The organism is Kitasatospora sp. NPDC058243 (genome assembly GCF_042882025.1).
In the GTDB taxonomy this organism is placed as follows: domain Bacteria; phylum Actinomycetota; class Actinomycetes; order Streptomycetales; family Streptomycetaceae; genus Kitasatospora.
Window position 1 is genome coordinate 235,633 of sequence record NZ_JBHVWW010000002.1, and the last position, 23,682, is coordinate 259,314.

At 67.7% G+C, this 23,682-nt stretch carries 19 protein-coding genes and 1 tRNA gene; 9 read left to right on the plus strand and 11 right to left on the minus strand.

The window, feature by feature from the left end; all coding sequences use genetic code 11:
- Positions 1 to 78: 78 nt before the first annotated feature.
- Both ACFVX9_RS02790 and ACFVX9_RS02795 read right to left on the minus strand, forming a co-directional pair.
- Positions 79 to 1,911 (minus strand): APC family permease, encoded by a 1,833-nt coding sequence (locus ACFVX9_RS02790; RefSeq protein WP_387980037.1) that lies wholly within the window; start codon positions 1,909 to 1,911, stop codon positions 79 to 81.
- Positions 1,912 to 2,348: 437 nt separating this feature from the next.
- Positions 2,349 to 2,429 (minus strand) — tRNA-Tyr (locus ACFVX9_RS02795).
- A gap of 216 nt (positions 2,430 to 2,645) precedes the next feature.
- On the opposite strand from ACFVX9_RS02795, the gene ACFVX9_RS02800 reads away from it, so the two are divergent.
- The 4 genes from ACFVX9_RS02800 (at position 2,646) to ACFVX9_RS02815 (ending at position 7,315) form a co-directional block, all read left to right on the plus strand.
- Positions 2,646 to 3,134: a YajQ family cyclic di-GMP-binding protein gene (locus ACFVX9_RS02800; protein ID WP_063348915.1), complete on the plus strand. Its 489-nt coding sequence runs from the start codon at positions 2,646 to 2,648 to the stop codon at positions 3,132 to 3,134.
- A gap of 286 nt (positions 3,135 to 3,420) precedes the next feature.
- The gene (locus ACFVX9_RS02805) at positions 3,421 to 4,263 is read left to right on the plus strand and encodes a vWA domain-containing protein (protein WP_380369647.1); all 843 of its coding nucleotides are present in this window, start codon (positions 3,421 to 3,423) and stop codon (positions 4,261 to 4,263) included.
- A 5-nt stretch (positions 4,264 to 4,268) separates the two neighbouring features.
- On the plus strand, positions 4,269 to 5,126 hold the full coding sequence (locus tag ACFVX9_RS02810) for a hypothetical protein (protein ID WP_380369650.1): 858 nt from the start codon (positions 4,269 to 4,271) through the stop codon (positions 5,124 to 5,126).
- Positions 5,126 to 7,315: a hypothetical protein gene (locus ACFVX9_RS02815; RefSeq protein ID WP_380369653.1), complete on the plus strand. Its 2,190-nt coding sequence runs from the start codon at positions 5,126 to 5,128 to the stop codon at positions 7,313 to 7,315. Before ACFVX9_RS02810 ends, ACFVX9_RS02815 begins: the two co-directional genes overlap by 1 nt.
- A gap of 272 nt (positions 7,316 to 7,587) precedes the next feature.
- On the opposite strand, the gene ACFVX9_RS02820 is transcribed toward ACFVX9_RS02815, so the two are convergent.
- Both ACFVX9_RS02820 and ACFVX9_RS02825 read right to left on the minus strand, forming a co-directional pair.
- Positions 7,588 to 8,352 (minus strand): hypothetical protein, encoded by a 765-nt coding sequence (locus tag ACFVX9_RS02820; RefSeq protein WP_380480732.1) that lies wholly within the window; start codon positions 8,350 to 8,352, stop codon positions 7,588 to 7,590.
- A 730-nt stretch (positions 8,353 to 9,082) separates the two neighbouring features.
- On the minus strand, positions 9,083 to 9,613 hold the full coding sequence (locus ACFVX9_RS02825; protein ID WP_380369658.1) for a hypothetical protein: 531 nt from the start codon (positions 9,611 to 9,613) through the stop codon (positions 9,083 to 9,085).
- A gap of 256 nt (positions 9,614 to 9,869) precedes the next feature.
- Between ACFVX9_RS02825 and ACFVX9_RS02830 the strand changes: the two genes are divergently transcribed.
- Positions 9,870 to 10,283, plus strand: a complete 414-nt coding sequence (locus ACFVX9_RS02830) for a hypothetical protein (protein WP_380369660.1) — start codon at positions 9,870 to 9,872, stop codon at positions 10,281 to 10,283.
- Here the strand turns inward: ACFVX9_RS02830 and ACFVX9_RS02835 are convergent.
- The 3 genes from ACFVX9_RS02835 to ACFVX9_RS02845 form a co-directional block, all read right to left on the minus strand.
- Positions 10,228 to 10,893, minus strand: a complete 666-nt coding sequence (locus ACFVX9_RS02835) for a hypothetical protein (protein ID WP_387980041.1) — start codon at positions 10,891 to 10,893, stop codon at positions 10,228 to 10,230. The two genes, ACFVX9_RS02830 and ACFVX9_RS02835, sit on opposite strands and share 56 nt — an antisense overlap.
- A 436-nt stretch (positions 10,894 to 11,329) precedes the next feature.
- Positions 11,330 to 12,508 (minus strand): helix-turn-helix domain-containing protein, encoded by a 1,179-nt coding sequence (locus ACFVX9_RS02840; protein WP_380369665.1) that lies wholly within the window; start codon positions 12,506 to 12,508, stop codon positions 11,330 to 11,332.
- Positions 12,495 to 13,316, minus strand: a complete 822-nt coding sequence (locus ACFVX9_RS02845) for a hypothetical protein (RefSeq protein WP_380369668.1) — start codon at positions 13,314 to 13,316, stop codon at positions 12,495 to 12,497. Before ACFVX9_RS02845 ends, ACFVX9_RS02840 begins: the two co-directional genes overlap by 14 nt.
- 392 nt (positions 13,317 to 13,708) lie before the next feature.
- Between ACFVX9_RS02845 and ACFVX9_RS02850 the strand changes: the two genes are divergently transcribed.
- A complete protein-coding gene (locus tag ACFVX9_RS02850; protein ID WP_380369671.1) occupies positions 13,709 to 14,659 on the plus strand; it encodes a hypothetical protein in 951 nt (316 codons plus the stop codon).
- 115 nt (positions 14,660 to 14,774) lie between these two features.
- Here the strand turns inward: ACFVX9_RS02850 and ACFVX9_RS02855 are convergent, their stop codons facing one another.
- The 4 genes from ACFVX9_RS02855 to ACFVX9_RS02870 all read right to left on the minus strand — a co-directional run bounded on the left by ACFVX9_RS02855 (position 14,775) and on the right by ACFVX9_RS02870 (position 21,251).
- Positions 14,775 to 16,676, minus strand: coding sequence for a hypothetical protein (locus ACFVX9_RS02855; protein ID WP_380369674.1), 1,902 nt, complete (start codon positions 16,674 to 16,676; stop codon positions 14,775 to 14,777).
- A gap of 475 nt (positions 16,677 to 17,151) precedes the next feature.
- The gene (locus ACFVX9_RS02860) at positions 17,152 to 17,553 is read right to left on the minus strand and encodes a hypothetical protein (protein WP_380369677.1); all 402 of its coding nucleotides are present in this window, start codon (positions 17,551 to 17,553) and stop codon (positions 17,152 to 17,154) included.
- A 5-nt stretch (positions 17,554 to 17,558) separates the two neighbouring features.
- Positions 17,559 to 19,532, minus strand: coding sequence for a hypothetical protein (locus ACFVX9_RS02865; protein ID WP_380369680.1), 1,974 nt, complete (start codon positions 19,530 to 19,532; stop codon positions 17,559 to 17,561).
- Positions 19,533 to 19,904: 372 nt separating this feature from the next.
- On the minus strand, positions 19,905 to 21,251 hold the full coding sequence (locus ACFVX9_RS02870; protein ID WP_387980045.1) for a transcriptional regulator: 1,347 nt from the start codon (positions 21,249 to 21,251) through the stop codon (positions 19,905 to 19,907).
- 159 nt (positions 21,252 to 21,410) lie between these two features.
- Between ACFVX9_RS02870 and ACFVX9_RS02875 the strand changes: the two genes are divergently transcribed.
- From ACFVX9_RS02875 to ACFVX9_RS02885, 3 genes are all read left to right on the plus strand, one after another.
- Positions 21,411 to 21,617 carry a hypothetical protein gene (locus tag ACFVX9_RS02875; RefSeq protein ID WP_380369684.1) on the plus strand — a complete coding sequence of 69 codons (207 nt, stop codon included), beginning with the start codon at positions 21,411 to 21,413 and terminating at the stop codon, positions 21,615 to 21,617.
- A gap of 65 nt (positions 21,618 to 21,682) precedes the next feature.
- Entirely contained in the window at positions 21,683 to 22,678 is a 996-nt protein-coding gene (locus ACFVX9_RS02880; RefSeq protein ID WP_380369687.1) for an NAD-dependent epimerase/dehydratase family protein, read from the plus strand.
- A gap of 33 nt (positions 22,679 to 22,711) precedes the next feature.
- Positions 22,712 to 23,680 carry a thymidylate synthase gene (locus ACFVX9_RS02885; protein WP_380369690.1) on the plus strand — a complete coding sequence of 323 codons (969 nt, stop codon included), beginning with the start codon at positions 22,712 to 22,714 and terminating at the stop codon, positions 23,678 to 23,680.
- Positions 23,681 to 23,682: the final 2 nt, after the last annotated feature.

A 23,682-nucleotide genomic window follows, 5' to 3' on the forward strand; every position in this document is an offset into this window, starting at 1 on the left:
AAGGTGTGGACGCCCACCGGGGCGCCTCTCCCGAAAGCCCCGCCAGGCCGCCCGACACCTCGGCTGCACCGGCCCGGGTCACATCCGCATCCGCATCCGGCAGACCACCGCGTCGGTGTGCCGGCGCAGCGCGCGGTCGATCACGGCGCCGCGCCGGTTCTGCAGCGCCCGCTGCCACCAGCGGGCCGGCTCCACCTCAGGGATCAGCACCGTCAGCCGGTCGTAGGCGTGCTCCTCGCCGAGCCGGTTCACGAACGCGGCGATCGGCTGGCCCAGCCGGCGGCGGTCCTCCGGGATCTCCACCAGCGGCACGCCCGGCTGCCACAGCTCCCAGTCCCGCCGCAGCGCCTCCGCCTCGGACTGCTCGTGCACCACCGTCACCGCCAGCACCTCGTCGCCGAGCGACAGCGCCGCCGACAGGCCGTCCCGGGTGAGCCGGGTGATGGCCGTCACCGGCACGACGACCAGGCTGCGCTGGCGGGTCACCGCGCCCGGCACCCGACCCAGTTCCAGCCGCTCGCCGATCAGCCCGTAGCTGCGGTGCACCGCCTCGAACAGCACCACCAGCAGCGGCAGCGCCACCACGATGCCCCAGGCGCCCTCGGTGAACTTGGTGCCGGTCACCACCACCGTCGCGACCCCGGTGAGCAGCGCGCCGAACCCGTTCAGCGCGGCCTTCCACGCCCAGCCGGCCGGCCGGTGCACGGACCAGTGCCGGACCATGCCGACCTGACAGATCGTGAACCCGACGAACACGCCGATCGAGAACAGCGGCACCAGGCTGTTCACGTCCCCGCCCGAGCCGACCAGCAGCGCCGCCGACACCAGGGCGAGGAACAGCACCCCGTGCCGGTGCACCTGGCGGTCGGCCCGCAGCGCGAACACGTGCGGCAGGTGGTTGTCCCGGGCGAGCAGGTGCAGCAGCACCGGCAGCCCGCCGAAGGAGGTGTTCGCGGCCAGCCCGAGCAGCACCACGGTGGCGAACTGGACGACGTAGAACGCGGCGCCGTGGCCGAGCGAGGCGTCGGCGAGCTGGGCCAGCACCGTGACGCCCTCCACCGGCTGGAGGTGGAAACGGCCGATCAGCACGGCCAGCCCGATCAGCATCACGCCGAGCAGGGCGCCGAGCGCCACCTCGGTGTGCTGCGCCCGCCTCACCCGCGGGGTCCGGAACGACGGGACGGCGTTCGCCACCGCCTCCACCCCGGTCAGCGCCGAGCACCCGGCCGCGAACGCCTTGAGCAGCAGCAGCGCGCCGACGGTCGTGGCGTTCTCGGCCAGCGTCGAGGCGTGGCCCGCGGCGGCCTCGGTGCTCGCCGGGCCGTCCCGGAACAGGCCGACCACGATGATCGCCAGGATCGACACCACGAAGACGGCCGTCGGCGCCATGAACCAGCGCGCCGACTCGGCGATCCCGCGCAGGTTCACCGCCGTCACCAAGGCCAGCACGCCCAGGCACAGCCAGACCCGGTCGTCGTACAGGCTCGGCACCGCCGAGGTCAGCGCCGCCACCCCCGCGGTCACCGAGACCGCCACGTTCAGGATGTAGTCGATCACCAGCGAGGCGGCCGCCGTCAGCGCCGTCCGCCGGCCCAGGTGCTCCTTCGCCACCGCGTACGCGCCGCCGCCGTCCGGGAACGCCGCGATCACCTGCCGGTACGACGCCACCAGCACGCCCAGCAGCACCGCGATCGCCACCGTCACCGGCAGCGTGAAGCCCAGCCCGTACGCGCCGGCCGCGGCCAGCACCAGCACGATCGACTCCGGCCCGTACGCGACCGAGGCCATCGCGTCCAACGACAGCGCCGACAGACCGCCCAGCGCACTCAGCCGGTGCCGCTCGTCGCCCGCACCGGCGTCCGGCGGCTCGGGTTCGGCCGTGACGGCCGGGGTGGTGATGGCGCTGGACATCGGACGGAACCTCCGCGATCGGTAGTTCCTCCGATCCTGCGGGCCGCACCCCTGCCCTTCCCCCGACCCCTACGCGTTCCTGACGCCGCCCCAGGAACCATTGACGGGCCCTTGACGCACCGCGGGAGAGCTCATGGCGGGGGGCGGTGGCGGGGATGGGTGGGCCGCTGTCCCGGCGGGCGCCGGTTGGGAAGACGACCAGCTCTTGCGAAGAACCCCCGGCGCGCCCTACGCACACCCGGGACACCACCACAATCACGCTGAACGGCCCCACCCACCCCCGCACCCACTCTGCTGCCTACTGCCCGTAATTGCAAGCAATGCGCAATAAGTGTGCCCGGCCACCGGCCCGGCACCGCCACGGCCCTCACGCGACGCGAAAACGACAACAGCCCCCGATCCGCGTCTCCGCAGATCGGGGGCTGTTCTCTATCCTGTGGCTGGTGCAGGGTTCGAACCTGCGTAGCTTGCGCGGCAGATTTACAGTCTGCTCCCTTTGGCCGCTCGGGCAACCAGCCAGGATTTCGTCTCCCGGGGCGTACGCCCCGTTCGACGTCGTAAACAATACCTGATGCCGGGGGGTGCTCCGCCACTCGATAGGTCACGTGATGATCAAGGGCCGCGGCGTGGCTGTCGGGGGCGGGGGCGGGGTACCGCTGGATAGGCTGGGGAGGCGGACGCCCGGTGGGGCAGGCCGTGCCAGTGAAGCCAGAACATCAAGGAGACCAACACCCATGGCCGACTCCAGTTTCGACATCGTCTCGAAGGTCGAGTGGCAGGAGGTCGACAACGCGATCAACCAGACCTCCCGTGAGATCGCCACCCGTTTCGACTTCAAGGGCGTCGGCGGCGAGATCAGCCGCTCCGGCGAGAAGATCGAGATGAAGGCCAACGGCGAGGAGCGCGTGAAGGCCATCCTGGACGTCCTACAGGGCAAGTTCATCAAGCGCGGACTGTCGCTCAAGGCCCTGGACGCCGGTGAGCCGCAGCTGTCCGGCAAGGAGTACAAGATCTTCGCGGACATCAAGGAGGGCATCTCCACGGAGGATGCCAAGAAGGTCGCGAAGATCATCCGCGACGAGGGCCCGAAGGGCGTCAAGGCGCAGGTCCAGGGCGACGAGCTGCGGGTCAGCTCGAAGAGCCGCGACGACCTGCAGACCGTGCAGGCCCTGCTCAAGGGCAAGGACCTGGACTTCGCGATCCAGTACGTGAACTACCGCTAGTCGACCCCGCTGAGCTGCGGAAACGCAGGCTCCAGATGGCCACAGGGCACAACGAGGGCACTTCGGCGGGGACAGCCCCGATCGCCGTCCTCGTTGTGCCCTCCTCGTCCCGCCACGGGTGAACGCGGAGGTGTTCGGCCACAGAGGCTTCCGGCTCCAGAACACGGTGACTCCATAGCACACCATCCGCTACGATCGGCTTCCCTGGGGGGTCAGGCTTTCCCGCACGTGTTCCTGTGCCGTGCGATTCGGTCCCCCGTCGCGCAAGAGGAGCCGGGTCACCGAGATGCCTTACACCGCCGAAATCAGCCGCACCAACCCCGGCTGCTTCATCTTCCTGGTGGACCAGTCCGCCTCGATGAGCGATCCCATCGGCAGCGGCGAGACGGTCCAGCAACGCGCCCAGGTCGTGTCCGACGCCATCAACCGGCTGCTGACCGAGCTGTCGGTCAAGTGCGCGAAGGAAGAAGGCGTCCGCGACTACTTCCACGTCGCCGTGATCGGCTACGGCCACACCCAGGTCGGCTCCGCCTTCACCGGCGCGCTGGCCGGGCGTGACCTCGTGCCGCTGAGCGAGATCGCGAACAGCCCCGCCCGTCTGGAGAGCCGTACGAAGAAGGTTCCGGACGGCGCCGGCGGTCTCGTCGAAACGACCGTACAGTTCCCGGTCTGGATGGACCCGGTCACCAACGGCGGCACCCCGATGACCCGGGCCCTCGGCTACGCCGACTCCCTGGTCGCCCGCTGGGTCGACCAGCACCCGGGCGGCTTCCCGCCCATCGTCCTCAACCTGACGGACGGCGAGTCCACCGACGGCGACCCCACGAGCGCGGCCATCGGACTCGCCTCGCACGCCACCGCCGACGGTCCGGTGCTCCTCTTCAACCTGCACGTCTCCGGGGCGAGCGGAACTCCCGTCACCTTCCCCGACAGCGAGAGCGAACTCCCGGATACCTACTCCCGGTTGCTCTTCCACATGTCGAGCGTGCTGCCGAGCCACATGCGTTCCTACACCGCTTCGCAGGGCCACCGTGTCAGCGAGGCCACGCGCGGTTTCGTCTACAACGCCGACATCACGTCCATCATCGAGTTCCTCGACATCGGTACGCGCGCCACGGAACTACGCTGAACGGCGTGGGCGCGCACTCAACGCCCCTTGACGTCCAGCACTTCCGCGTGCCCAAGACGGGCAACTCGTTGGAGGAGTGCGAGGACGCCATCGAGGCCTCGTTGTCTTCCGACACCAGTTCGCTCTTCGCCGCCGTGTCCGACGGGGCGTCCGAGAGCCTGCTCGCCGGAGCTTGGGCCAGGCAACTGGTGAAGGGCGCGGTCGCGTCGATGGTGGCTGCCGATGAGCGGGGGGATCGGCAGGGCGTCCTGTCCGGGGCCTTCGTCGAGGATCTCCTGGCCCGCACCGTCGACCAGTGGGACGGGTACCTCTCGACGTACCAGGCGGAGCGGGCGGCCAGCGGGCGGCCGATCGCCTGGTACGAGCAACCGGGTCTGCAGAAGGGGGCCTTCGCAACGCTGACGGCCGTTCACGTGCAGGCGGTACCTCCCGGTCCGGAGGGTTCCGAGGCGGTGCCACGCTGGGCCTGGCGTGCCCTCGCCCTCGGCGACAGTTGTCTCCTCCACCTCCGTGACGACCGCCTGGTCACTTCGTTCCCCATCACGGACGGCCACGGATTCGGTATCACCCCTCAACTTCTGAGCAGCCGCAACCGGGACGCCACGCTGATCGCCAGCCGGATGTCGACCGCAGCGGGCGAGCTGCGCACACACGACGAGATCCTCCTGGCAACCGATGCCCTGGCGGCGTGGCTGCTGTCGCACCCCGAGATCGAATCGGGCGGAGCAGGGAAGCAGTTGGGCAGGCTCGCCGATCTGGGCGAGGAGACATTCGCCGACTGGCTCCATCACGAGCGGGCCGAGTCCCGGATGCGCAACGACGACGTAGCCCTCATTCGCGTGCGGGTGAAGACGGAGGGGTGATGGCGGTCTCCCCCGCTGGTGGACCTGTCGCCGGACGCAGATTTCCGACCGGCGCGAACTATGTGGAAGCCCTTCAGAACCCCGCGCTGTGTTTCGAGGACCCCGATCTCAAACACGGTACGGTCCAGCAGAGCCCCGTGCTCGGGCCGAAGGCGATCTCAGGGAACTTCGCGAGCGTCTTCTCCATCACCGCCCCGGGTGGTCAGCGATACGCGCTGAAGTGCTTCACCCGCGACAGCAGCACCCTGGAGGCCCGCTACCAGGCCATCAGCAAGCAGCTCGCCGGCCTCAGGCACGCCAAGCTGTCCCAGCCCTGGCCGGTCGGAATCGAGTATCTGCCGCGGGGCGTCCTCGTCGCCGGCCAGTGGTACCCGACCCTGAAGATGGCCTGGGCGGAGGGCACCAATCTGATCACCTGGATCGACCGGAACGTTCGGGACTCGACGGCCATCCTCAGGGTTGCCGAGCAGTTCTCCGCACTGGTGGCCGACCTGGAGAAGCTCGGCATCGCCCATGGCGACCTCCAGCACGGAAACCTCCTGGTCGCGTCCGACTGCACATTCCGCCTCGTCGACTACGACGGAATGTACGTTCCGGACCTCAAGGGACAGGGGTCCACGGAGAACGGCCACCGCAACTACCAGTCCCCGAGCCGCACGAGCTCGGACTTCGGCCCCTCGATGGACCGCTTCTCGTCCTGGATCATCCACCTCAGCCTGGTCGCGATTGCCACCGATCCCGACATCTGGGCTCAACTGCACGACGATCAGGGAGAGTTCCTGATTCTGAAGGAGGATGACTTCAAGGAGCCGCGGTCCTCGCTGGTCTGGAGCCTGCTGCTGACCCATGCGGACCCGAACCTTCGAGCGCTGGCCGCGCAAACGCACAGCCTGCTCACTGCGGGCACCCACGCGGTACCGGCGCTGTCCACAGCCGGTGCGATTTCGACCCAGCGTCCGACTCCTACGGCAGCCCCTGCGAACGGAACCCCCTCCTGGCTTGCCGGGCACATCCCGCCACCACGCAACGCCCCGGCGGGAAGCAGCGGGAGTGCCGGCACGATCACCTCCGGGGGCTTCGCGCGTCGCCGAGCGACCGATGTCCTCTCCGGCGTCCTCGCACTGACCGGGTCGGCCGCCCCCGTGGCGCTGACCGCCATCAGCGTGATGCCCGCCGGTTACGGCTATCTGGCCGCTGCCCAGATCGGGGCTCTCCTCGTGTCCGGTGGCGCCCTCCAGGCCACGCGGTCCTCCTGTCCCGAGGTCAAAGCCTCGAAAGCCCGGCTGCGGGCGCTTCAACAGCAGGCGGGAACGGTGGAGGACCCGGCGGCAGCAGTGCAGAAGGTCCGCGAGGAGATCGATGCCCTGGCCAAGGTCAGCGCGCACCGGGACGCACAGATCAATCAGCAGATCAAAAACCTCCAGGCCAAACTGCGCGACGAACAGGCCCGGATCACGAGCGCGCTCAACAAGGAGACCGGCAGCCTCCGGACGAAATTGAGCACGCTGGCCACCACGGAGCAGAAGCGGCTGGAAGCCGCGCTGGCGTTCGCGATCAGGACACACGTCCGGGAAAGACTCGGCCGATCCTCCATTCAAGAGGTCAAGAGGCTCTCCAATATGGGCTCGGGGACAGTCACCGCGCTGGTCGCCGCCGGCATCCGCACGGCCGCCGACTTCACCGGTGTCCGGTATATGCAGAGCAGCCGGTACAACAACCGCGACGCGTTCCTCATCAGGCCCAACGGCCAGGAGGTCAAGGTTCCGGGCGTTGGCGAAGTCCGGGCCGCCGCACTCGAAAGCTGGCGGACCTCGCTAGAGCAACGAGCCCAGAAGTCGGCTCCGACCAGTCTGAGCCAGCAGGAGCGAACGGCGATCCGCCAGCAGTTCGCCGCGCAGAAGAAGCAGCACGAAGCCGACATCGCGCGGGCCGAGAGCGCGGCTTCACTGAAGCGCACTCAGCTCCAACAGCGCATCACCACCCACCAGCAGCAGGCCAACACGGAGAAGCAGCAGCACCAGACGGCTACTCAGAAGCAGCGCGCGTTGCTCCTCCAGCAACAAGCCCAACTCGCCAGCGCGAGCGCCGCCCACAATCTGCTGGTCGCCCAGCTCTCCACGGCTGTCGAACAACATCGCCGCGCCTTCGGCCTGCGCCGGTACCTCCGCTTCCTCGCGACGAACCGCTAGGGCCTACCTGGGATCGAGATCACGTTGCGGGGAAAACACGTGACAGGAGTTTTCCGGGTCAGCGCCGCAATCGCCGCAGACTCGCAGGTCAGCGGGGCGGAAACGCAGGCTCCAGGTGGCCACAGGGCACAACGAGGGCACTTCGGCGGGGACAACCGCCACCGACGACCCTCGTTGTGCCCTTGCCGAGTAGGGCTGACTTCTGACCGGCGGTGCGGGCACCAAGTCGGTCATCGACACCTCAGTCGATTCCGCGTCGCGCCCGGAACCCGTCAGTACTTTGCGTCCGCCAACGCCGCAGCCGCGCTCCGGATGTCACCGGCAGCCGAGCTCAGCGACGACGGCAGATCAGCCAACCGCGAGAGGGCGCTGGCGGCGTTCGCGAGCAGTGGGGCATTGTCCTGAAGGTGGCGCAGGTCACGGCTGGCCTCATGCAGCCAGGGGGCGTTGTCCTGAAGGTGCTGGAGCCCGTTGCTGGCCTCGTGAAGCATCCAAGCCGTGTCCTCGGAGACCCCCAACCGGCTGCCGCGCAGCACCTCCAGGTCCGACCTGAGGACCTTCATCAGGGACGCCAGTTCTGGCATCTCCTTTGCGATGCTCCCCAAAAGGGGGCCGATCCGCTCGACGTACGCTTCCTGCGCTTCGTAGATCATCTCCACCAGCCGCGCCTCGGTCAGACCGCTCAGTCCCGCCAGGGCGTCTCGTCCGTCCGCCTCACGAACGCGCTTCCACTCCTCCAGGATCTCCACGGTGTAGTTCTCTCCGCCTGCCCCGTCGACCCGCTTATGGTGCACGTTGCACAGCAGCAACAAGTTGGCGAAGCTGTTCCTCTGCTCCAGGGTCCACATCGCGTCGAACCGCTTCCCCTCCGGCTTGAGGGCTCGGATGTGCGCGATGTCGAGATTCAGCATCGGCTCCCCGTCGATGACGCGTACGGTCGGAGCCCCGCAGCGCGGCGCGTAACATCCACCTCGGGCCAGGGTCATCAACGCGGCCACGGTGGCGTTGCTGTAGTTCCGACGCAGTTGCTCGGCCATGGCAGTCCTCCTCGTCGAGTTGAACACTCCATCTCGCACGGTAGAGGACGCAACTGACAACGCGCCCTGAGATCAAGCCAGTTGGCCCCAAGGACTTACGTTCGAGAAATGACCCCACGTTGCACGACGGCTCTGTGGTAGATGGTGCACGTCCAAACGGCGGCCACCCGCTTCGCGGCCGACATGCCTACCGTGAGAGCGCCACCCGACACTCAACGCCTTGGCCTGGGGAGGCACATCGAGGGTGCGCTACTGAAGACAGCCTCGATCGCCGTCCTCGTTGTGTCCTCCTCGTCCGGCCACAGGTGCGTGTAGGTGTTGAGCGTGATCGACGGCTTGGCGCGGCCGAGCTGCTTCTGCACCGTCTTGACGCTCTCGCGGTGCTTGATCAGCCTCCGGCGACCTGAAGGGGTACTCCGTAGCCCGGCCCGGCGACCTCAAGACCGACGGCATACCCAACTACCTTTCCGGCAGCAAGATCGCCCCTGATCTCTCCCTGCCCAAGCTCCAAGCACTCCTCGCCACCAGCGCCCCGGAGGAGCACCCCACCGCCCTCCGCTACCGCCACAGCACCAGCTGGCAGCGCACCACTGACGCCCTCGACACCCTCCACCTCACCGAAGCCGACGGAGACACCGGGGACAGCGCGCTCGCGCAGGCCCAGATCACCGCCCTCGGCGACATCATCAACGCCACCGCCCAGCGAGCACCCGACGAGCTGCGCGCCGAACTACAAGCCGCCACCCGCACGTTCGCCCGCGCCCAACACTCCCGGGTACGCGCCGACCACCGAGCCGCCGCCGACCTGCGTCGGGCCGCCCGCGACATCCTCCACGCCGGCGACGGACCCGGCGGCAACGCCCTCACCGTCCTGATCGCCGCCCTCGTCTGGGCGGCGGTCCTCGCCGGCCGCTGGCACCAGGCCCGTGGCCACCACCAGCAGGCCCAGGCCGCCCAGCTCGCCGTCCAGCACCTGCAGGGCGCCTACGACCAGGCCGCCGCCGAACACCTCGCCGCCCTCGCCCACCGCCAGCCCGCCCAGGAGACGATCAACGACCTCGCTCACGACCTCCGCGCCGCCATCCCCAGCCACGCCGCACGGATCCTCGCCGACCCCACCTGGCCCGCCCTCGCCACCGTCCTCGCCGACGCCGAAGCCAGCGGCCACCAACCCCGCCAACTCCTCACCGAGGCAGCCGCCCGCCGCGAACTCGCCACGGCTCGCCAGCCCGCCAAGGTCCTCCTCGGCCGCATCCAGCACACCAGCCGTAACCCCAAACCCAACCGCGCCGCCGACGCCGCCCGCCTCCGCACCACCAGGCCCGTCACACCCGCACTCGGCACGGATCAGCCGGCCCTGGCACACCAGCCCGGACTCAACCCCCAACGCCGCAAGCGCTGAACCCCGAGGCTAACGGCCCCGGAACGCACAGAAGCGATTCGCCAGACCACCACCGAGCGACGGCCACCAAGCCGCCGACAGCCGCGCATCCACATGCAACTCCCCAAGGAGAGCCTTGACCACTCCCAACCTCGTCAACCGCAACATCATGAAGCTGCTGTTCGACGCGGACTTCGTCTACCGCGACGACACCAACACCTGGTCCCACCAAGACGGGCGCCCGTTCAGCGAGCCCGAGCAGGCCATCGCCGACGCCGCCGGAGAGGAAGAGCTCGAAGCCCTCTTCGACGTGTACAAGCTCCTGCTGAAGCGAGACCTCGTCGACCCGCTCGACGCCCTCCGCGTCCTCGCCTACCGGTACTGGATCGCGCTCCCCGACCACGCCGCCACCGGAACTGGCCTCGTCGCCACCATGACCGACCAGGACCGCGCCGAATTCCAGCGCCTCCTCCCTGAGGCTCCCGACGTGCTGTTCAACACGGCAGTAGGACTCCGCGTTCACGGACGACCAGCTCTTCGCCCTCGGTGAGGCTCGCGAACGTGATGACCTCATCCAGCAAGCGGAACGCGCCGCCAATCTCCCGGCGGGCGGTGACGATGCGTTCGGCCATATCTGGGCTGGCATCGAGTACCTGAGCGATCGTCTGGGCATTGGCGCTGTTCAGATCGAGCAGCCCGCCGTCGTCGTACCCGTTGCCTCGGCCCGGTCGGCCGATACCCAGCTCACGGGCCATGGCAGGATCGTCCTGAACGATACGGCGCGCCTCGGCCCGCAGGGCTCGGGCCTGTTGGGCCACGGCGAGAGCGCCAGCGGGCTCCGAAGCGGCCGGTATCGGCTGCTGAGCGGTGTTGCCATAGATCAGGGATCGGTACGGCGAGGCGAGGATCGGGGCGATGATCATCCCGGCGAGCGCGGTGAAGCCTGCGGCAGGAGGGATGAGTAGGCCGCCGGCGAGGACGGCGGTGAACACGATGGCCAGGCGGCGAGCCTTCGCTGCATCGCGCTGATGAGCGCGGGACAACCGCGTGGAGGCGTGCCAGAACGGTGCGCAGGCGAGCAGGCCTACGCTCAGGATCGGCGTAAGGACGTACCAGAGGCCGGGACGACGTCGGTCGGCTTGGGCAGGGTGCTGACTCACGGGCTCAGCGTATCGATGACCAGACGTGAGGTATGCCCGCAGGAATCGACCAGACCAACGAACGCCTATCGCAAGCTGCGATGGCCGCCCGCCACCCCCAACCTTCGTCCTACAAGCTGACGGCCAAGACGTACGCGGGCCAAAGTCACCAAGGCAGCTCGGCAACGAGCAGGAACCTGCAACGGAATACAAGTGGCGGGAACACGAGCTGGAGACCGCCGACGTCACCGCCGCGCGAGGCGCCGCGAAAGACGAGCAGGTGTGGGCGTCCTTCGACGAGATGTACCGAGGCCTCGGCTTCGACGGGCTCTTCCGGCACACCTACCTCAGCTGACCGAAGAACCCGAGCGCAAAGGCTCTTCGCCAGCGAAGAGCCGATAGGGAGACCGGCATCGAGCCGGTCTCCCTATCAGCCAGCCATGGCCAGGCCTTGGCGTCAAGAATGACTGCTGATCAGGCGAAGCACCGGGCGCTCATTCCGCACTCCCAGCAGCTCACAGACGCGTTCCGACTTCCAAGCGAGTTCACGGGCGAGCTTCTCGACCGTGAGGCCGTCCTCCTCGGCCGCGAGTTCGAAGGCCTGGCGCAGGAGGGCGGGCTGTTCGCCGGAGAAGCCGTTGACCGACTCGGACGCGAATCCCGGCTGCCCTTCGAGCGCGCGCAAGCGCTGGTAGGCGCGGCTGGTCGTCGCATCCGAGGTCAGCCCGAGTTCACGGCAGCGGTAGATCAACGAGTGTATGGAGACGCCCCAGGTGCGCCGCAGTTCGGCCAGGCGCGCGAGGTCCATGCGGCGAGGGAGGAGCGGCAGGATGCTGGACTGCGGGGTGAGGAACTCGGCCGCGAAGGCGTCAGCTTCCTTCTCCTGCCGGCTGTCCCCGGTGGCGTCGCCGTGAAGCACCAGATGACCCAACTCGTGTGCGGCGGTGAAGCGGTGCCGGTAGACGTCATCAGCACGATTGGACGTCAGGACCGCGAGGGGCCGGGCAGTCCGGGAGGAGAATGCGTCGACAGTTGTGGCCGATGTGTCGCCCGCCGGCGGCATGACCACGATGATGCCGTGGGACTCCATCCGCCTCACGAGGTGGGTGACCGGACCGTCCCCCAGACCCCAACGGCAACGCAGCTCTCGCGCCGCCGCCGCAGGCTCTGTCGGTAGCTCTTCGCCGGGATGCACCTCCCCTCCGGCAAAGCCGGGCAGGTCCACGGCTGGCAGCTGTACCCGCAGCTCCAGGGCGTAGGTCAGTTCCCAGACCTGCTCGGCGAAGGCCAGCGCCCGTTCGCGCTGGGCCTTCGGAGTGCTGCGAAGGCTCCGGAAATGAGCCATCGAGGCATCGAGGCGGCTGCTCGGCCGACCGGCCAAGAAGAACGACAGCGGCACGCTGAGGATGTCCGCCAGGCCGGGAACCAGCTCCGGTCTGGGCTTGGCAACTCCCGTCTCGTACTGGCCGACGGCGGCCGGCGTGACACCGAGCCGCTCAGCGACATCCTTCTTGGTCATCTCCGCCAGTCGGCGGGCCTGGGTGAGCCGGGCTGGATCGAAACCGTCGATGACGGCACGAGGGGTGATCCCACGTTCTTCCAGTCCCGGGATGAGGTCTTGCCTAGTTCGTCGCATCGTTTTCGTTGATCTGAGGGTTCGCTGGTTCCGCTTCGGTCAGTGGCGTCACGTTGAGCGTTCGATCCACGTTCGAACGGGACGACATGGCAAGAGTAGGCGTCTCACCCTGGTCGAAGCTGGTGTGCTCCAGAATTGCGGGTCCGACCTGAGCCGGGATGGACGACAGGCGCTTCCCATGGAAGGTGACGGTCTCCGGAAGCGGCAGTGCCTCCGGTCCGCCTACCCAGTCCAACAGCCCGTTGGCGCTGGGAGCGGCGATGCCCCACTGCGCCTCCAGAAGGTCCGAGGAGTTGCAGGCAAAGGGCACCAGGACAAGACAGGTGTCCGGAGGCACAGCGGTGAGACCGCCGTGCAGTTCGACTGCCGGTTCCTCGGGCGGTGCGGCGAACTCGAAGTCGAAGGCGCCCTGGACAGTTGTCGGAGCCGCCGGAGCCGGGGCGAAGGCGAACAGCTCCCGGACCATCCCGGAGTTGCTGGGTACGCGCGCGGTCAGGATGTCGGACCGGGTCCTCGCGTAGAGGAACGGGTAGATCAGGCCTCGTCCGACCAGCATCAGCTCGAATGGGAAGCGGTACGGCTTCACCGGCTTGGCCCCGGGAAGCTCCCTGAGCTCCTCGTAGACCCGCTCGAACTGGCCGGCCCACCGCGAAGTCCCGAACGGGTGCTTCGTCCGGACGTCCGCCTGCTCCTGGACGGCCTGCGCATTGGCCTGCATGTTCCGGAGGGCCTGGCCCAGCCCGGTACGGACGGCGAGCGCCTGCTCACCGAACAGCTCGGTCATCCAGGGAGAGAGCGGCACGTCCATGCGTCAGAGCTCCTTGAGGTCAGCACTTTCCATCGAAGCACATCACAGCCAAGCGCACTTTAGTTGATGTCATAGAACTTGCACAAGCGCTTCAGTGGGTCAGGTCGCAGGTGGTGCCGAGGGCAGCTTGCTCTGGCGCTGGATGTTCACTGCGGCTGGTTCGGCTGCCCGGCTGGACCGCAGCCGCTCACGACCTATCGCGATGGCAGTAGCTGACACTCAGCGGTCACCGAGAGGTCGGTTGCGCCCGGCGGATGTGTGATCGCGATCGCTCGCCGATCGTGTCGATCTTCGAACGGTGCGTGTGCTACGTTCCGTGGCCTAACCACAAATAGGCGACCCCGGCAGCGCGCCAACGCTCCGGGGTCCGGCACCAGGAGTGGTACCTCCCGATGCGCGTCCATCGTAGCGCCCACGTGCGCAACTTCACCGTGCTCCCCAACGCTGTCCTGCAGTACCGACGGCTCTCCTACACCGCCCGCGGCCTGCTCGCGGACCTCCTCTCCCGGCCCGACGGCTGGCGCGAGGACGGTCGGCACATGGCCGACACCAGCCCGCAGGGCCGGGGCGCGATCCGCAAGGCCCTGAAGGAGCTGGCCGAGGCCGGCTTCTATCGGGTCGAGAAGATCCGCATGCCGGACGGCACGATCATCACCGAGACCCATGTCTACGACACCCCGCAGCTCACGGTGCTGCCGGGTGTCACCCGTCCGGCCTCCGGTGAAGCGACCACCGGTGGCGCTGGCGTCCTTGTAAAGGACCTGGTGAAAGAACCCTCCCATCCCGCCGAGCCGGTCCTCGCCGACCAACCGCTGACGAGGACGGGAGGGCGGTCGGAAGACCCCGAGGAGGAGACCGCCGAGCAGCCCGTGGCGGTGCCGGACGAGCAGGTCCGCGAGGCGGTTGCCACGCTGTTCCGAGTGATCCGGCCCGAGCCGCGCCTGCGGCTCGGCCAGGCCGAAGCCGAGGAACTCGCGCCCCTCGTCGCGCAGTGGCTGGAGCACGGCGCGACCCAGGCCGACCTTGCCCAGGCCCTGCTGCCGGGCCTGCCCGCCCCGATGCACTCGGCCGTCGCGGTGCTCCGCTACCGCCTGGAGCGCAAGATACCGCCCGTCCAACCCGCTGTACGACCCGCAGCGACCCGGTACGCCGAGTGCTCCAAGTGCCACGACCCGGTGCCCCAGCCGGGCATCTGTCGGGCATGCGCGGGCCTCGGTGCGCGAACGGTCGGCGTCGGCGGGAGCGAGCAGGTCACCCGCAGCGGCGCGGCGCGCGCCAGGGACGCCTTGCGCGCTGCCAGGACCGCTGGCCTGCACCTGGGCAGCCTGGCGGCAGCCCAGTAGTGCGGCACCAGCGTCACTGAGCTGGCCGCCGTCACGCCGCCATGAGACACCAATCAACGATCAGAGGTAGCTGGCGACAAAGACAGCCAGAGCGGCTCCAGCCGAACCCTGTGAGCTACGAAGGGGTATTGGAGAAAGCCTCCGCCGCCGATGCTCCCGACAGCCACTGACGCACCCAGCGGTCTTCCCGATTGCGCCTGCCCTCCTGCCCTTGTTCCTGGCTGTGTCCCTCTATCAGTCCGGTCAGACTGTCCAGCAGCGCGTCACCCGCGAGGCCGTGGGCAAACGGGGCGACCGTGGCGACCGCTGCGATTGTCGAGGGGCCGCCGTGCGCAATGGAATTTCGTACCGACCGCAGCCGGCACACCGCACGTGACCATGTGCCTTCCAGCGCGCTGTACCACTCGGCCCGAGAATCGCTGTCCGCGAGGCGGTGGACCAAGTCGGTTGCTCGCCTACGATTCGGCATGTTCTCTGGGTAGACGGCAGTCAGGAAAGGGAGACTGGCAATGACCTGGGCGAGGTCGACACGAAAGCCAGGCGACGCCTCATGAAGGACAAGGGTCCTGCGACGCCGTTCGATCTGTGCTGCGGTTTGAGGGTCGAGATGGTTTCGGTGGTCCAGTGCGCGCCATGCCAACTGCACGAGGCGCCCGGCGATCTGCGTATGGATCCACGCGTTCTTGTAGTAGCAGTCAAGGAATTCGTACCAGGGCCCTCCCGATGTCGCGGCGGAGAGGATCTCCAGGATTCTGACGTCGAGGATCACAGCAGGGTGGGCGGGCTGGGTCCCAGTGCTTTTCCACCAGCCGATCGCGTCAATCACGGCCGCTAGATCTGAGCTCGTTTCTGGCAAGAACGGGATAACACGCGGGGCGAGTTCGGAGAGCCGTCGGGCGGTCACGTCGAGGTGGCCGAACGGCGCCTGCTCCGTGCGGTCCTCTTCTGGCTTGCTGAAGAACTCGTCGGTGCGGTACCCGTCCCCGAAGTGGATGTATCCGTTGAACATCTGCCAGCCATGCTGTGCTTCGGGGAACGAAGCGGCAGCAACCAGCGATCTGGCCTGGAGTTGGGAATCAACCGGGGCGGCGGACCGCGCCCGGACCCCGAGGTCCACCCGGGCTATCACGACGTCTCTTCCTTCGGGCAGCAGATCGGCGGGGAAGTCCGCGTCAGGCGAGCTGATCTCCACCGGAAGGGTGTGCTTGTGCGGGCCGTTCTCCACGATGGTCCCGTGCAGCCAGTCGCGATGGTAGAGCGTAACCGGGCCAAACTCCTGGACCATCTGGCCGATCCGAGCATTGTCGAATGCGTGCCACACAATGTGGTGGGCATCACGTGGCGGGATCTCCAGTACGCGTCTACACAGGCCGGCGCGCTCTGAATGCGGCAAACCAGCAGGTTGTGTGTAGAAGCTCGGCAGGCCCTTCGGGCTCCTAGCGAGACCGTCCTGTTCTCCGAGAAGCACTTGTGCGCTCCTTATTGCTGTGGCCTGGTCGTACAGGATTCCAGTCACGACCTGAAAGAGCCGGTCGGCATCACGGTCCGAACGATGCAGGAGCGTTCTCAGCATACGGACGAGTCCGGTCACGTCGTCGGCCCCTGCCGGCCCCTGCACCATTTCCACCAGGTCGTTCCAGACCGCCCCCAGGAGCTGCGTACTGGCCAAGGCAGTGTCCAGACTGCCCGCCAGCACTACTGCTCGTGCTCGAACCTCCCCCCGCGCCTCAGGCAACTGCCCCAGGGCCAGGGACAGGTCCGCCAGGGACACGCCCAGCACACTACGTGCGCGGCCTGGGAGACGGCTGGTCGCGTACGCAAAGTCCGCGATCGCTGATTCCCAGGAACGCCGGTGCTGTGTCGTGTAGGGCCGCGAGTCACCAAGCCACTCGCGCAGTTGGTCCAGCGCCTCGACCCATCCCAGGTCACGCTCATTGGCCTCGTACTTGCGGTCCCTCAGCGCATGTGCCAGTTCCGTGCACCAGGAAGCCCTGGTCTCTCCACCCTTCACATACATGTGTCCAGTCTGGCAAATAGCCGGCGCCAGTATGACCAGTCGTCGCCACGAGCCCGTTTCCACACATCTGTCGTCCCATCCACGCAGCACGCTTGATGCGCTCGCTGACCAAGGTCTCGAAGGTGTAGCTTGTTGCCTGCGCTGCCAACTGGCGACCGGCGGGTTTCAAGGCACACCGCAAAGCGGACTCGACTTGAGTCCGTCCGGTCGGCGGAGCGGCTCTACGCCGTGACTGAGGGGGCCTCTGTGGCATCTTCGGACAAAAAGCGCGCGTATTGCACAGATCTAGGCCAGAAGGTCCTCAGGTCCCTCGTGGCCCGAGTACTCATCGAGGCTCTTCTCTGGACAGCGCGGCACTTCCTCTAAAGGTGCCGAGGGGGCCGGTCTTCCCGGCCCCCTCACATAATCTGCCGTCCCAGTGGCCGCTGAGCCCTGCCAGCAGAGAAGATGCCTTCCTCTCGAACTGCCCGCAGAACTAGTAGTCCCCACCGGACAGGTGCCGCCTAATTGTTCTGTCAACTCTGATCTGTTCGCGGTCTAGGACAGACACGACTTCGACCGAGACGCCCACATCCACGTCCGTTGCGGGCTCAAGGACCTGAACGCCCGCGAACGCCTCGCGAGCTGGCCTCGTCGACTCCCTATATGAGCACGACGTCCGCCACCTCGGTCGCCGCCGCGTCAGATGCGTCTTCCGGCGCTCCTTCCACCACTCCAATCGGTCCGGCGAGTCCTGTGGGAAGACAGTCTTAACCACGCAGTAGGCCAGCACCGCCAGAATCGCGAGTGCGGTCACCCATGCCGGCATCTGGGAAGGAGCCAAAGCGACGATAGAGGTCGCAATTGCGGACTTGCTACGCTCCAGGAACAACGACACCGGGCCTACCTGGCCTTCTTCAGGAGGTGCTGCGGGAAGCGCGCCGATACCGCCTGTTCGACAGTGCTCCTGACATCTCGGTTACGCCGCTGACCAGGCTTTGAATGGATAGGAGGACCGTATGACCGAGTTGAGGAGAGGGCCGACTTGATCAAGGCGCACTGCTCAAGGAACGTGCGCTGATACTGTTCGCTGACAGCATCCAGGACCGTACCTGACCGATCCATGGGACCGTCATAGGGGAGCCTAGCGAGTACCGGGGTACCCCACCGCGCAAGCTCGGCGTCGACCTGGTAGACAAAGTCATCAAAGACTTCAATGTCCTGCATCGGCTGCTGAAGGATCAAGCCACTGATTGGAACCCGATCGAACGGGATGCAGGTCAGGTTGCGTTCGCGCCAAGCCATCGCTGCCTCCGCAGCGCTGAGCGGGATCTCCCGCTTCACGGCATCTCCGTCGCGGCTCTCAGTGATCGTCACAGTGGTCTCGTAGCCCCCACTGCCAACGAGCACGAGGTAGTCATCGGCATGCTCATCTACGTAGGGCCCCATACCGTGATCGTCAAAGCCGTCGCTAAAGACGATCCAATCGAATTCCTGCCGTGCGCGTGTGAGTACAGGTTGCATCTCACTGCGATATCCATAGGAGGTGTAGTCGTAGAGGTCCCCTTCCCCGGGCACGATGCGAAGCCTTCGCCAGGAGGTAGCGTCGGCCGGTGACATTGGACGCTGCGCAGTTGGCCACTCCGGCTCTCCATATCGCCGAGGGATCCGCGACGGTCGATCACTTTGCGATGTTGTCAGGACGAGGACTCGGTCACCTTGCAGAGCCCACGCAGCACCGATCTGGGTGGCGGCTCGACGCAGCTCCCACGGGCTCTTGGAGAACCGGGGAGCCAGCAGCTGAATGCAACGACCGAGAGAGACTCGTTGGCTTCTGTCGGCATCAGCTGCGGGCCCGCCACGCGTGACGACATCCGGCACCACTGCGGAACCCCCGCCCCGGCCCGGTCGACTGGGAAATGGGACCTCGCCCAGTACCTCGAAGGAGCGAGGCTTCGTCGACCTTCGCACCGCTGGAGCGTCCGCGATCACGGTGCGGACAGTGAGCACGCTGGCCCAACCGCTCGGAAAGCGAGAAGGTGCAACGAACCGCAGAACACAAACGCCCTCGCTGCAATCGTGGTTGGCTAGGTCAACAACAAGACCTGGGCCTGCGATGGGGTCTTGCAACACGGAGACGAGCCGCTCATCGTGTACCGCACTGCCTGATGTCAGCCCGCGGGTGATCTGCCAGTCAAGGCCGTGGTCGGCCAATTGCGTGCTGACGTTCAGGCTGATGTGGCCCGCCAGACGATCCCACAAGCGAATGCGGCGCAAGACAGCACTGGCAAGTTGCCCTGCTGAATTGTGGTGATCAATCTCCGTTGCCCGACGAGGGCGGCCTCGGCGATAGTTCCGAAAAGGCAGAGGTGGTAGAGCACTTGGGTCAATGCTCCACAAGGGCGTACGTCGACGACTCTCCAATTGTGACTGGTAGTCAGACAGGACCGAGCCAAGGTCAGTCTTCTCCAGAGACTTGAGCACGAGCACTCCGCAGTCCGGATTGCGTGCGAAGGCGATCTCGACACTGGTCCCAACAGCTTTGGCCCACAGGTCTTTGATGCCGCGTACCGACTTGCGAGTGTCCCGGTAGGGCAGTAGCTCAAGAACTGGGCTCACAAACTCAGGGCTTTCGAACCAAACGTCAAGCCGAGCGCGCTGTGGCACAACTTCGGCGATGCCCAGCGGGAACCGGCTGGGGGTCGTTGGCGAGCCGATGCGCTGCAGAAGCAACGACTCAAGCAATGACTGGGTTTCTGTCGGTGCGGGGATCAGCACAGACCAGTCCGCCAAGGCTTCGACGCGGAGCCTTGCCCCACGCAACGACTCTCCGGTGAGCTGCTCTCGGGCACTGGCTACTTGCTGGTGGATCGACATCGCGCGACAGTCCTTCCCTGTTGCCCCGACCTGGCATAGAAGGCGCGTGCGAATGGTTCATTAGCTCGTACGACGGCCCTGACATCAGCGAAGTGGGTTGTCCGTCGGCATCACAGGGTCGGTTCGGGATACCCGGAGCTGGCCGCTTCGCAAGGGCCAGGCGGGAATACTTGATCGCATCCTGGGGATGGATGTCAAGTCGGTCGCACCAGGTTTCCCAATTGCATCGAAAGCGGCCGGGCATCCTCCGTTTTGGCTGCACCGAAGCAGCTGGCTCCAACACAGGAACCAGCTGAACAACTAGTGATCACAGAATCCGTCGTGCCATGCCGGGAGCCGGCAGGTCGAAATGGTAGAAATCAGCAGTTCTGATCAGGCCGCCATAGCCGGCAGCGCGCGCAGGCGCTCGCGGAACTCGGCGACGGCGGGCTCAGCAGCGTACGGCTTGAGGTAGCCGTCGAACTTGGTGAGGCGGCTGACGGCGCGGACGGAGTGGACCTTGGTTTCGAGGAGGCCGAGGCCGCGGTTGGCCGCGTCGAGCGCGCCGTCGAGGTCCTTGCCGGCGAGGCGGGCGGTGGCGAGGCGGCCGGAGCGGACGGCCTGGCCGCGGGGGACGGCGTGGTCGATGGAGGAGGCGAGGGCGCTGGTGGCGCGTTCGACCTGGCCGGCGCGGAGCATGATCTTGCCCTCGGTGGAGCTGAGCTGGGCGTCGCCGTACCAGGAGAGCCAGCTGGGGAGTTGGTCGCCGCCGTTCCTGGTCCAGAGGTCGTGGGCGCGATTGAGGGCGGAGCCGGCCTTCTGGTGCTGGCCGTCGCGGGAGAGGCTCTCGGCGTGGTGGAGTTCGAGGTAGCTGCGGACACCGGGCTGCATCGTCGAGGGAGTGTTGGCGAGGGCGGTCTCGACCTGGGCGACGCGCTCGGCAGGGTTGCCGGCGTCGGAGAGGTGGACACCCATCTCGGCGAGGAGGAAGGCGCCGAGGGCGTCGTCGCCGACGGTCTTGGCGGCGCGCAGGGCGCCGAGGTAGTACTGCTGGCCGGCTGAGCGCAGGCCGCTATCGTAGGCCATCCAGCCGGCGATGTAGTTGACCTGGGCGGCCAGCCCGTACAGGCGGGCTTCGACGGCTTCGGTGTGGCGGCCCTGCTTGAGCAGGGTGGTGATGATCGCGAGGTCGCCGCGGGCCTGCTCGATGAGGCGGGCGCCGCCCATCTGGGCGTCCAGGGTCTGGAGGGTGGCGACGCGGGCTTCGAGGGTGTCGACCATGGAGTCGGTCACCTGGTCGCCGTTCAGGGCGGAGGCGAGGGCGGGCGAGGCGGAGGCCCAGCTCGCGGCGACGGTGGCCATGGCGGCCCCGGTGATGGTGAGAAAGCCCCGCCGATCCATATGACCACTCCTGACCAGTTCCACCAGTACGTCCACGGTACCGGTCTTCGTCCAGGGCGCCGTGATGCCGGTCACTTCCCAGACCGGGAGCCATCGCGGCCACGGATTGGCAACCAGGGCACGGGGATTGACGCCGAGAAGGTCCGCCAGAACGTACTGGGCGTCCGGCTCGGGTTCCTGGCCCTGCTCCCACTTCCAGACCAGCGTCCGATTGGTCGCCAGGTGGATCTTCAGCGCGGCACCGCGGTCGCGCATCATGCCCGCGAACTGGTTCTTTCCCCATCCGCGTAACTGCAGCAGGTAGGTGAGCGGGTGGACCGCCAGCATGCCTTCGCTCATCTCAACCCCCGGCTCTGTGGGCCCTGTTGGTGAGCGTAGTGCTACCCGCCGCAGCACGAGTGCTCTCGGAGAGAAACCCCCTGGAAACGTTCCGCAACACTCCGCCGCGCCGCGACGCTGGACCGGCCGACGTCCGAAGAGAGCGGAGGGGACCCAGCCATGGACGCAACCGCGAACCCGCAGCGAGGTCGCCACCGCGGCGCGCACCGCGACCCGCTGGGTGTCGCGTTCACCGTGCTGTGGGGGCTCGGCCACATCGTCACGCTCGCGCTGCTCGGGACCGTCGCCCAGCACCAACTCGGTGCCGAACAGCAGTTCACGGCACCGCCGGCACGCACTCTCCCGGATCGGGAGCCGGTTGCTTGAGAGAGCTCTGCTCCCGCGTTCGGTCCGTCATCCTGTCTCAACTCATCTCCCACCGGGGGACCTTCATGCAGCACACCCCGATGCACCCCCGCACCACCCTGGCCAGGGTGGTCGTCACCGGTGCGGCCGGATTCATCGGCTCGCACCTGGTCGACGCCCTCCTCGCCGACGGGACGACCGTCATCGGCGTGGACCGCCGCGACCCGCGCACCGACGCGGACGCGGCGGCCAACCTCACCGGAGCCCTCGACCACCCCGGCTTCACCTTCGTCGCCGCCGACTTGAGGACCTCCCCGCTCCAGGCCCTCTTCTTGCAGGCCGACGCGGTCTTCCACCTCGCCGCCCTGCCGGGTGTGCGCGGCTCCTGGGGCGAGCGGTTCGCCGAGTACACCGCCAGCAACGTCTTCGCCACCGAACGCGTGCTGGCCGCCTGTGAGGACGTCCGCGTTCCCCGGCTGGTGTATGCCTCCTCGTCCAGCGTCTACGGGACCACCGGCGGCGGCGCCACCGCCGAAGGGCGCACGCCGAGCCCCGAGTCCCCGTACGCGGTCAGCAAGCTCGCCGGTGAACAGCTGTGCCTGGCCCACGCGGGCAAGCCCACGTCCACGGTCACCGCAGTGGCGCTTCGGCTGTTCACCGTCTACGGGCCCCGTCAGCGCGGCGACATGCTGATCGGCCGCGCGCTGGCGGCAGCGCTCGGAGGTCCGGCGCTGGACCTCTACGGGGACGGCCGTCAGAGCCGCGACTTCACCTACGTCGGCGACGTGGTCTCCGCGGCCGTCGCCGCCGCGACCACCGCGATCGGCACGACCGTCCTCAACATCGGAGCCGGTGTCAGCACCAGCGTGCTGGAGGTGCTGGACGCCGTCGAGGAACTGAGCGGGCACCCGGTCCCGATCAACCAGCGGCCCGCCCAGGCCGGCGACGTGGAAACCACCCTCGCCGACCACTCCCGGGCGGCCGACCTCCTGGGCTGGACCCCCGGCACGGACCTCCGGCGGGGCATCTTCCGCCAGCTCACCCACCTGACCGCCGACTCCCCGCAGCCCGTCCGCGCCTGAACCACCTCGCCCCACCGTCCCACCGGAGGAATCGTGTTCGTCACCACCGCGGACAGCGCGAACGTGCTGTTCACCCGCGCCAGCAAAGCCATCCTCACCCAGGGTCGCAACGTCGCGCCGCGCGGCATGGCCACCGCCGAACTCATGGGCGCCTACCTCAAGCTGAGCGACCCGACGGCCCGGATGGTCCACCTCAGCCCGCACCGCGTGCTCAACCCCGCCTTCGCCGCCGCCGAGACCGTCTGGATCCTCTCCGGCTCCAGCGACGACTGGATCCACGACTTCAACAGCCGCCTGGCCGCGCTCACCGACCACGGAGCCCTCCAGGGTGCCTACGGCCCGCGCCTGCGGCGCTGGCACGGGCGGCTGGACCAGCTCGACTACGTCCGGCGGCAGTTGACCCGCGACAGCGAGAGCCGCCGCGCCGTCGTCCAGATCTTCGACCCGGGCCGCGACACCGCCGGCCACAAGGACGTCCCCTGCACCCTCGGCTACCGCTTCTACCTGCGCGAGGGCCGCCTGGAGATGCACACCAGCATGCGGAGCCAGGACGTGTGGCTCGGCCTTCCGTACGACCTGATCACCACGACCGTCCTGCACGAGCTGATGGCCGGCTGGCTCGGTGCCGAGGTCGGCGACTACCACCACCACATCGACTCCCTGCACCTGTACGCCCAGCACCAGGACACCGCCTGGCACCTGGCCCCGGACGCGCCCGCCTCGCCCGCGTGGCAGCCGCTCGGCATCCCGTGGGAGGACTTCGACCTGGTGATGAAGCAGGTCACGATGGGCGAAGCGGTCGGCCACCCGGTCTGGGACGGCTTCGCCGCCGTCCTGGCCAGCTACCGGCTATGGAAGGCCGGGCACCGCGACGAGGCCCGCGCCACCGCCGCCGAGGTGCCGGGGCCGCTGCCCGAGGCCCTCGCCACCTGGTACGACCAGCGTGAGCACCAGGTGCCGCTCGCCGCGATGCCCACCCCGGCGATCCCGGCGAAGAGGTGACC

Coding starts and splice junctions, on each gene's coding strand:
- ACFVX9_RS02790 (WP_387980037.1), bottom strand. CDS start 1,911: ATGTCCAGCGCCATCACCACCCCGGCCGTCACGGCCGAACCCGAGCCG.
- ACFVX9_RS02800 (WP_063348915.1), top strand. CDS start 2,646: ATGGCCGACTCCAGTTTCGACATCGTCTCGAAGGTCGAGTGGCAGGAG.
- ACFVX9_RS02805 (WP_380369647.1), top strand. CDS start 3,421: ATGCCTTACACCGCCGAAATCAGCCGCACCAACCCCGGCTGCTTCATC.
- ACFVX9_RS02815 (WP_380369653.1), top strand. CDS start 5,126: ATGGCGGTCTCCCCCGCTGGTGGACCTGTCGCCGGACGCAGATTTCCG.
- ACFVX9_RS02820 (WP_380480732.1), bottom strand. CDS start 8,352: ATGGCCGAGCAACTGCGTCGGAACTACAGCAACGCCACCGTGGCCGCG.
- ACFVX9_RS02840 (WP_380369665.1), bottom strand. CDS start 12,508: ATGCGACGAACTAGGCAAGACCTCATCCCGGGACTGGAAGAACGTGGG.
- ACFVX9_RS02845 (WP_380369668.1), bottom strand. CDS start 13,316: ATGGACGTGCCGCTCTCTCCCTGGATGACCGAGCTGTTCGGTGAGCAG.
- ACFVX9_RS02850 (WP_380369671.1), top strand. CDS start 13,709: ATGCGCGTCCATCGTAGCGCCCACGTGCGCAACTTCACCGTGCTCCCC.
- ACFVX9_RS02855 (WP_380369674.1), bottom strand. CDS start 16,676: ATGTATGTGAAGGGTGGAGAGACCAGGGCTTCCTGGTGCACGGAACTG.
- ACFVX9_RS02865 (WP_380369680.1), bottom strand. CDS start 19,532: ATGTCGATCCACCAGCAAGTAGCCAGTGCCCGAGAGCAGCTCACCGGA.
- ACFVX9_RS02870 (WP_387980045.1), bottom strand. CDS start 21,251: ATGAGCGAAGGCATGCTGGCGGTCCACCCGCTCACCTACCTGCTGCAG.
- ACFVX9_RS02875 (WP_380369684.1), top strand. CDS start 21,411: ATGGACGCAACCGCGAACCCGCAGCGAGGTCGCCACCGCGGCGCGCAC.
- ACFVX9_RS02880 (WP_380369687.1), top strand. CDS start 21,683: ATGCAGCACACCCCGATGCACCCCCGCACCACCCTGGCCAGGGTGGTC.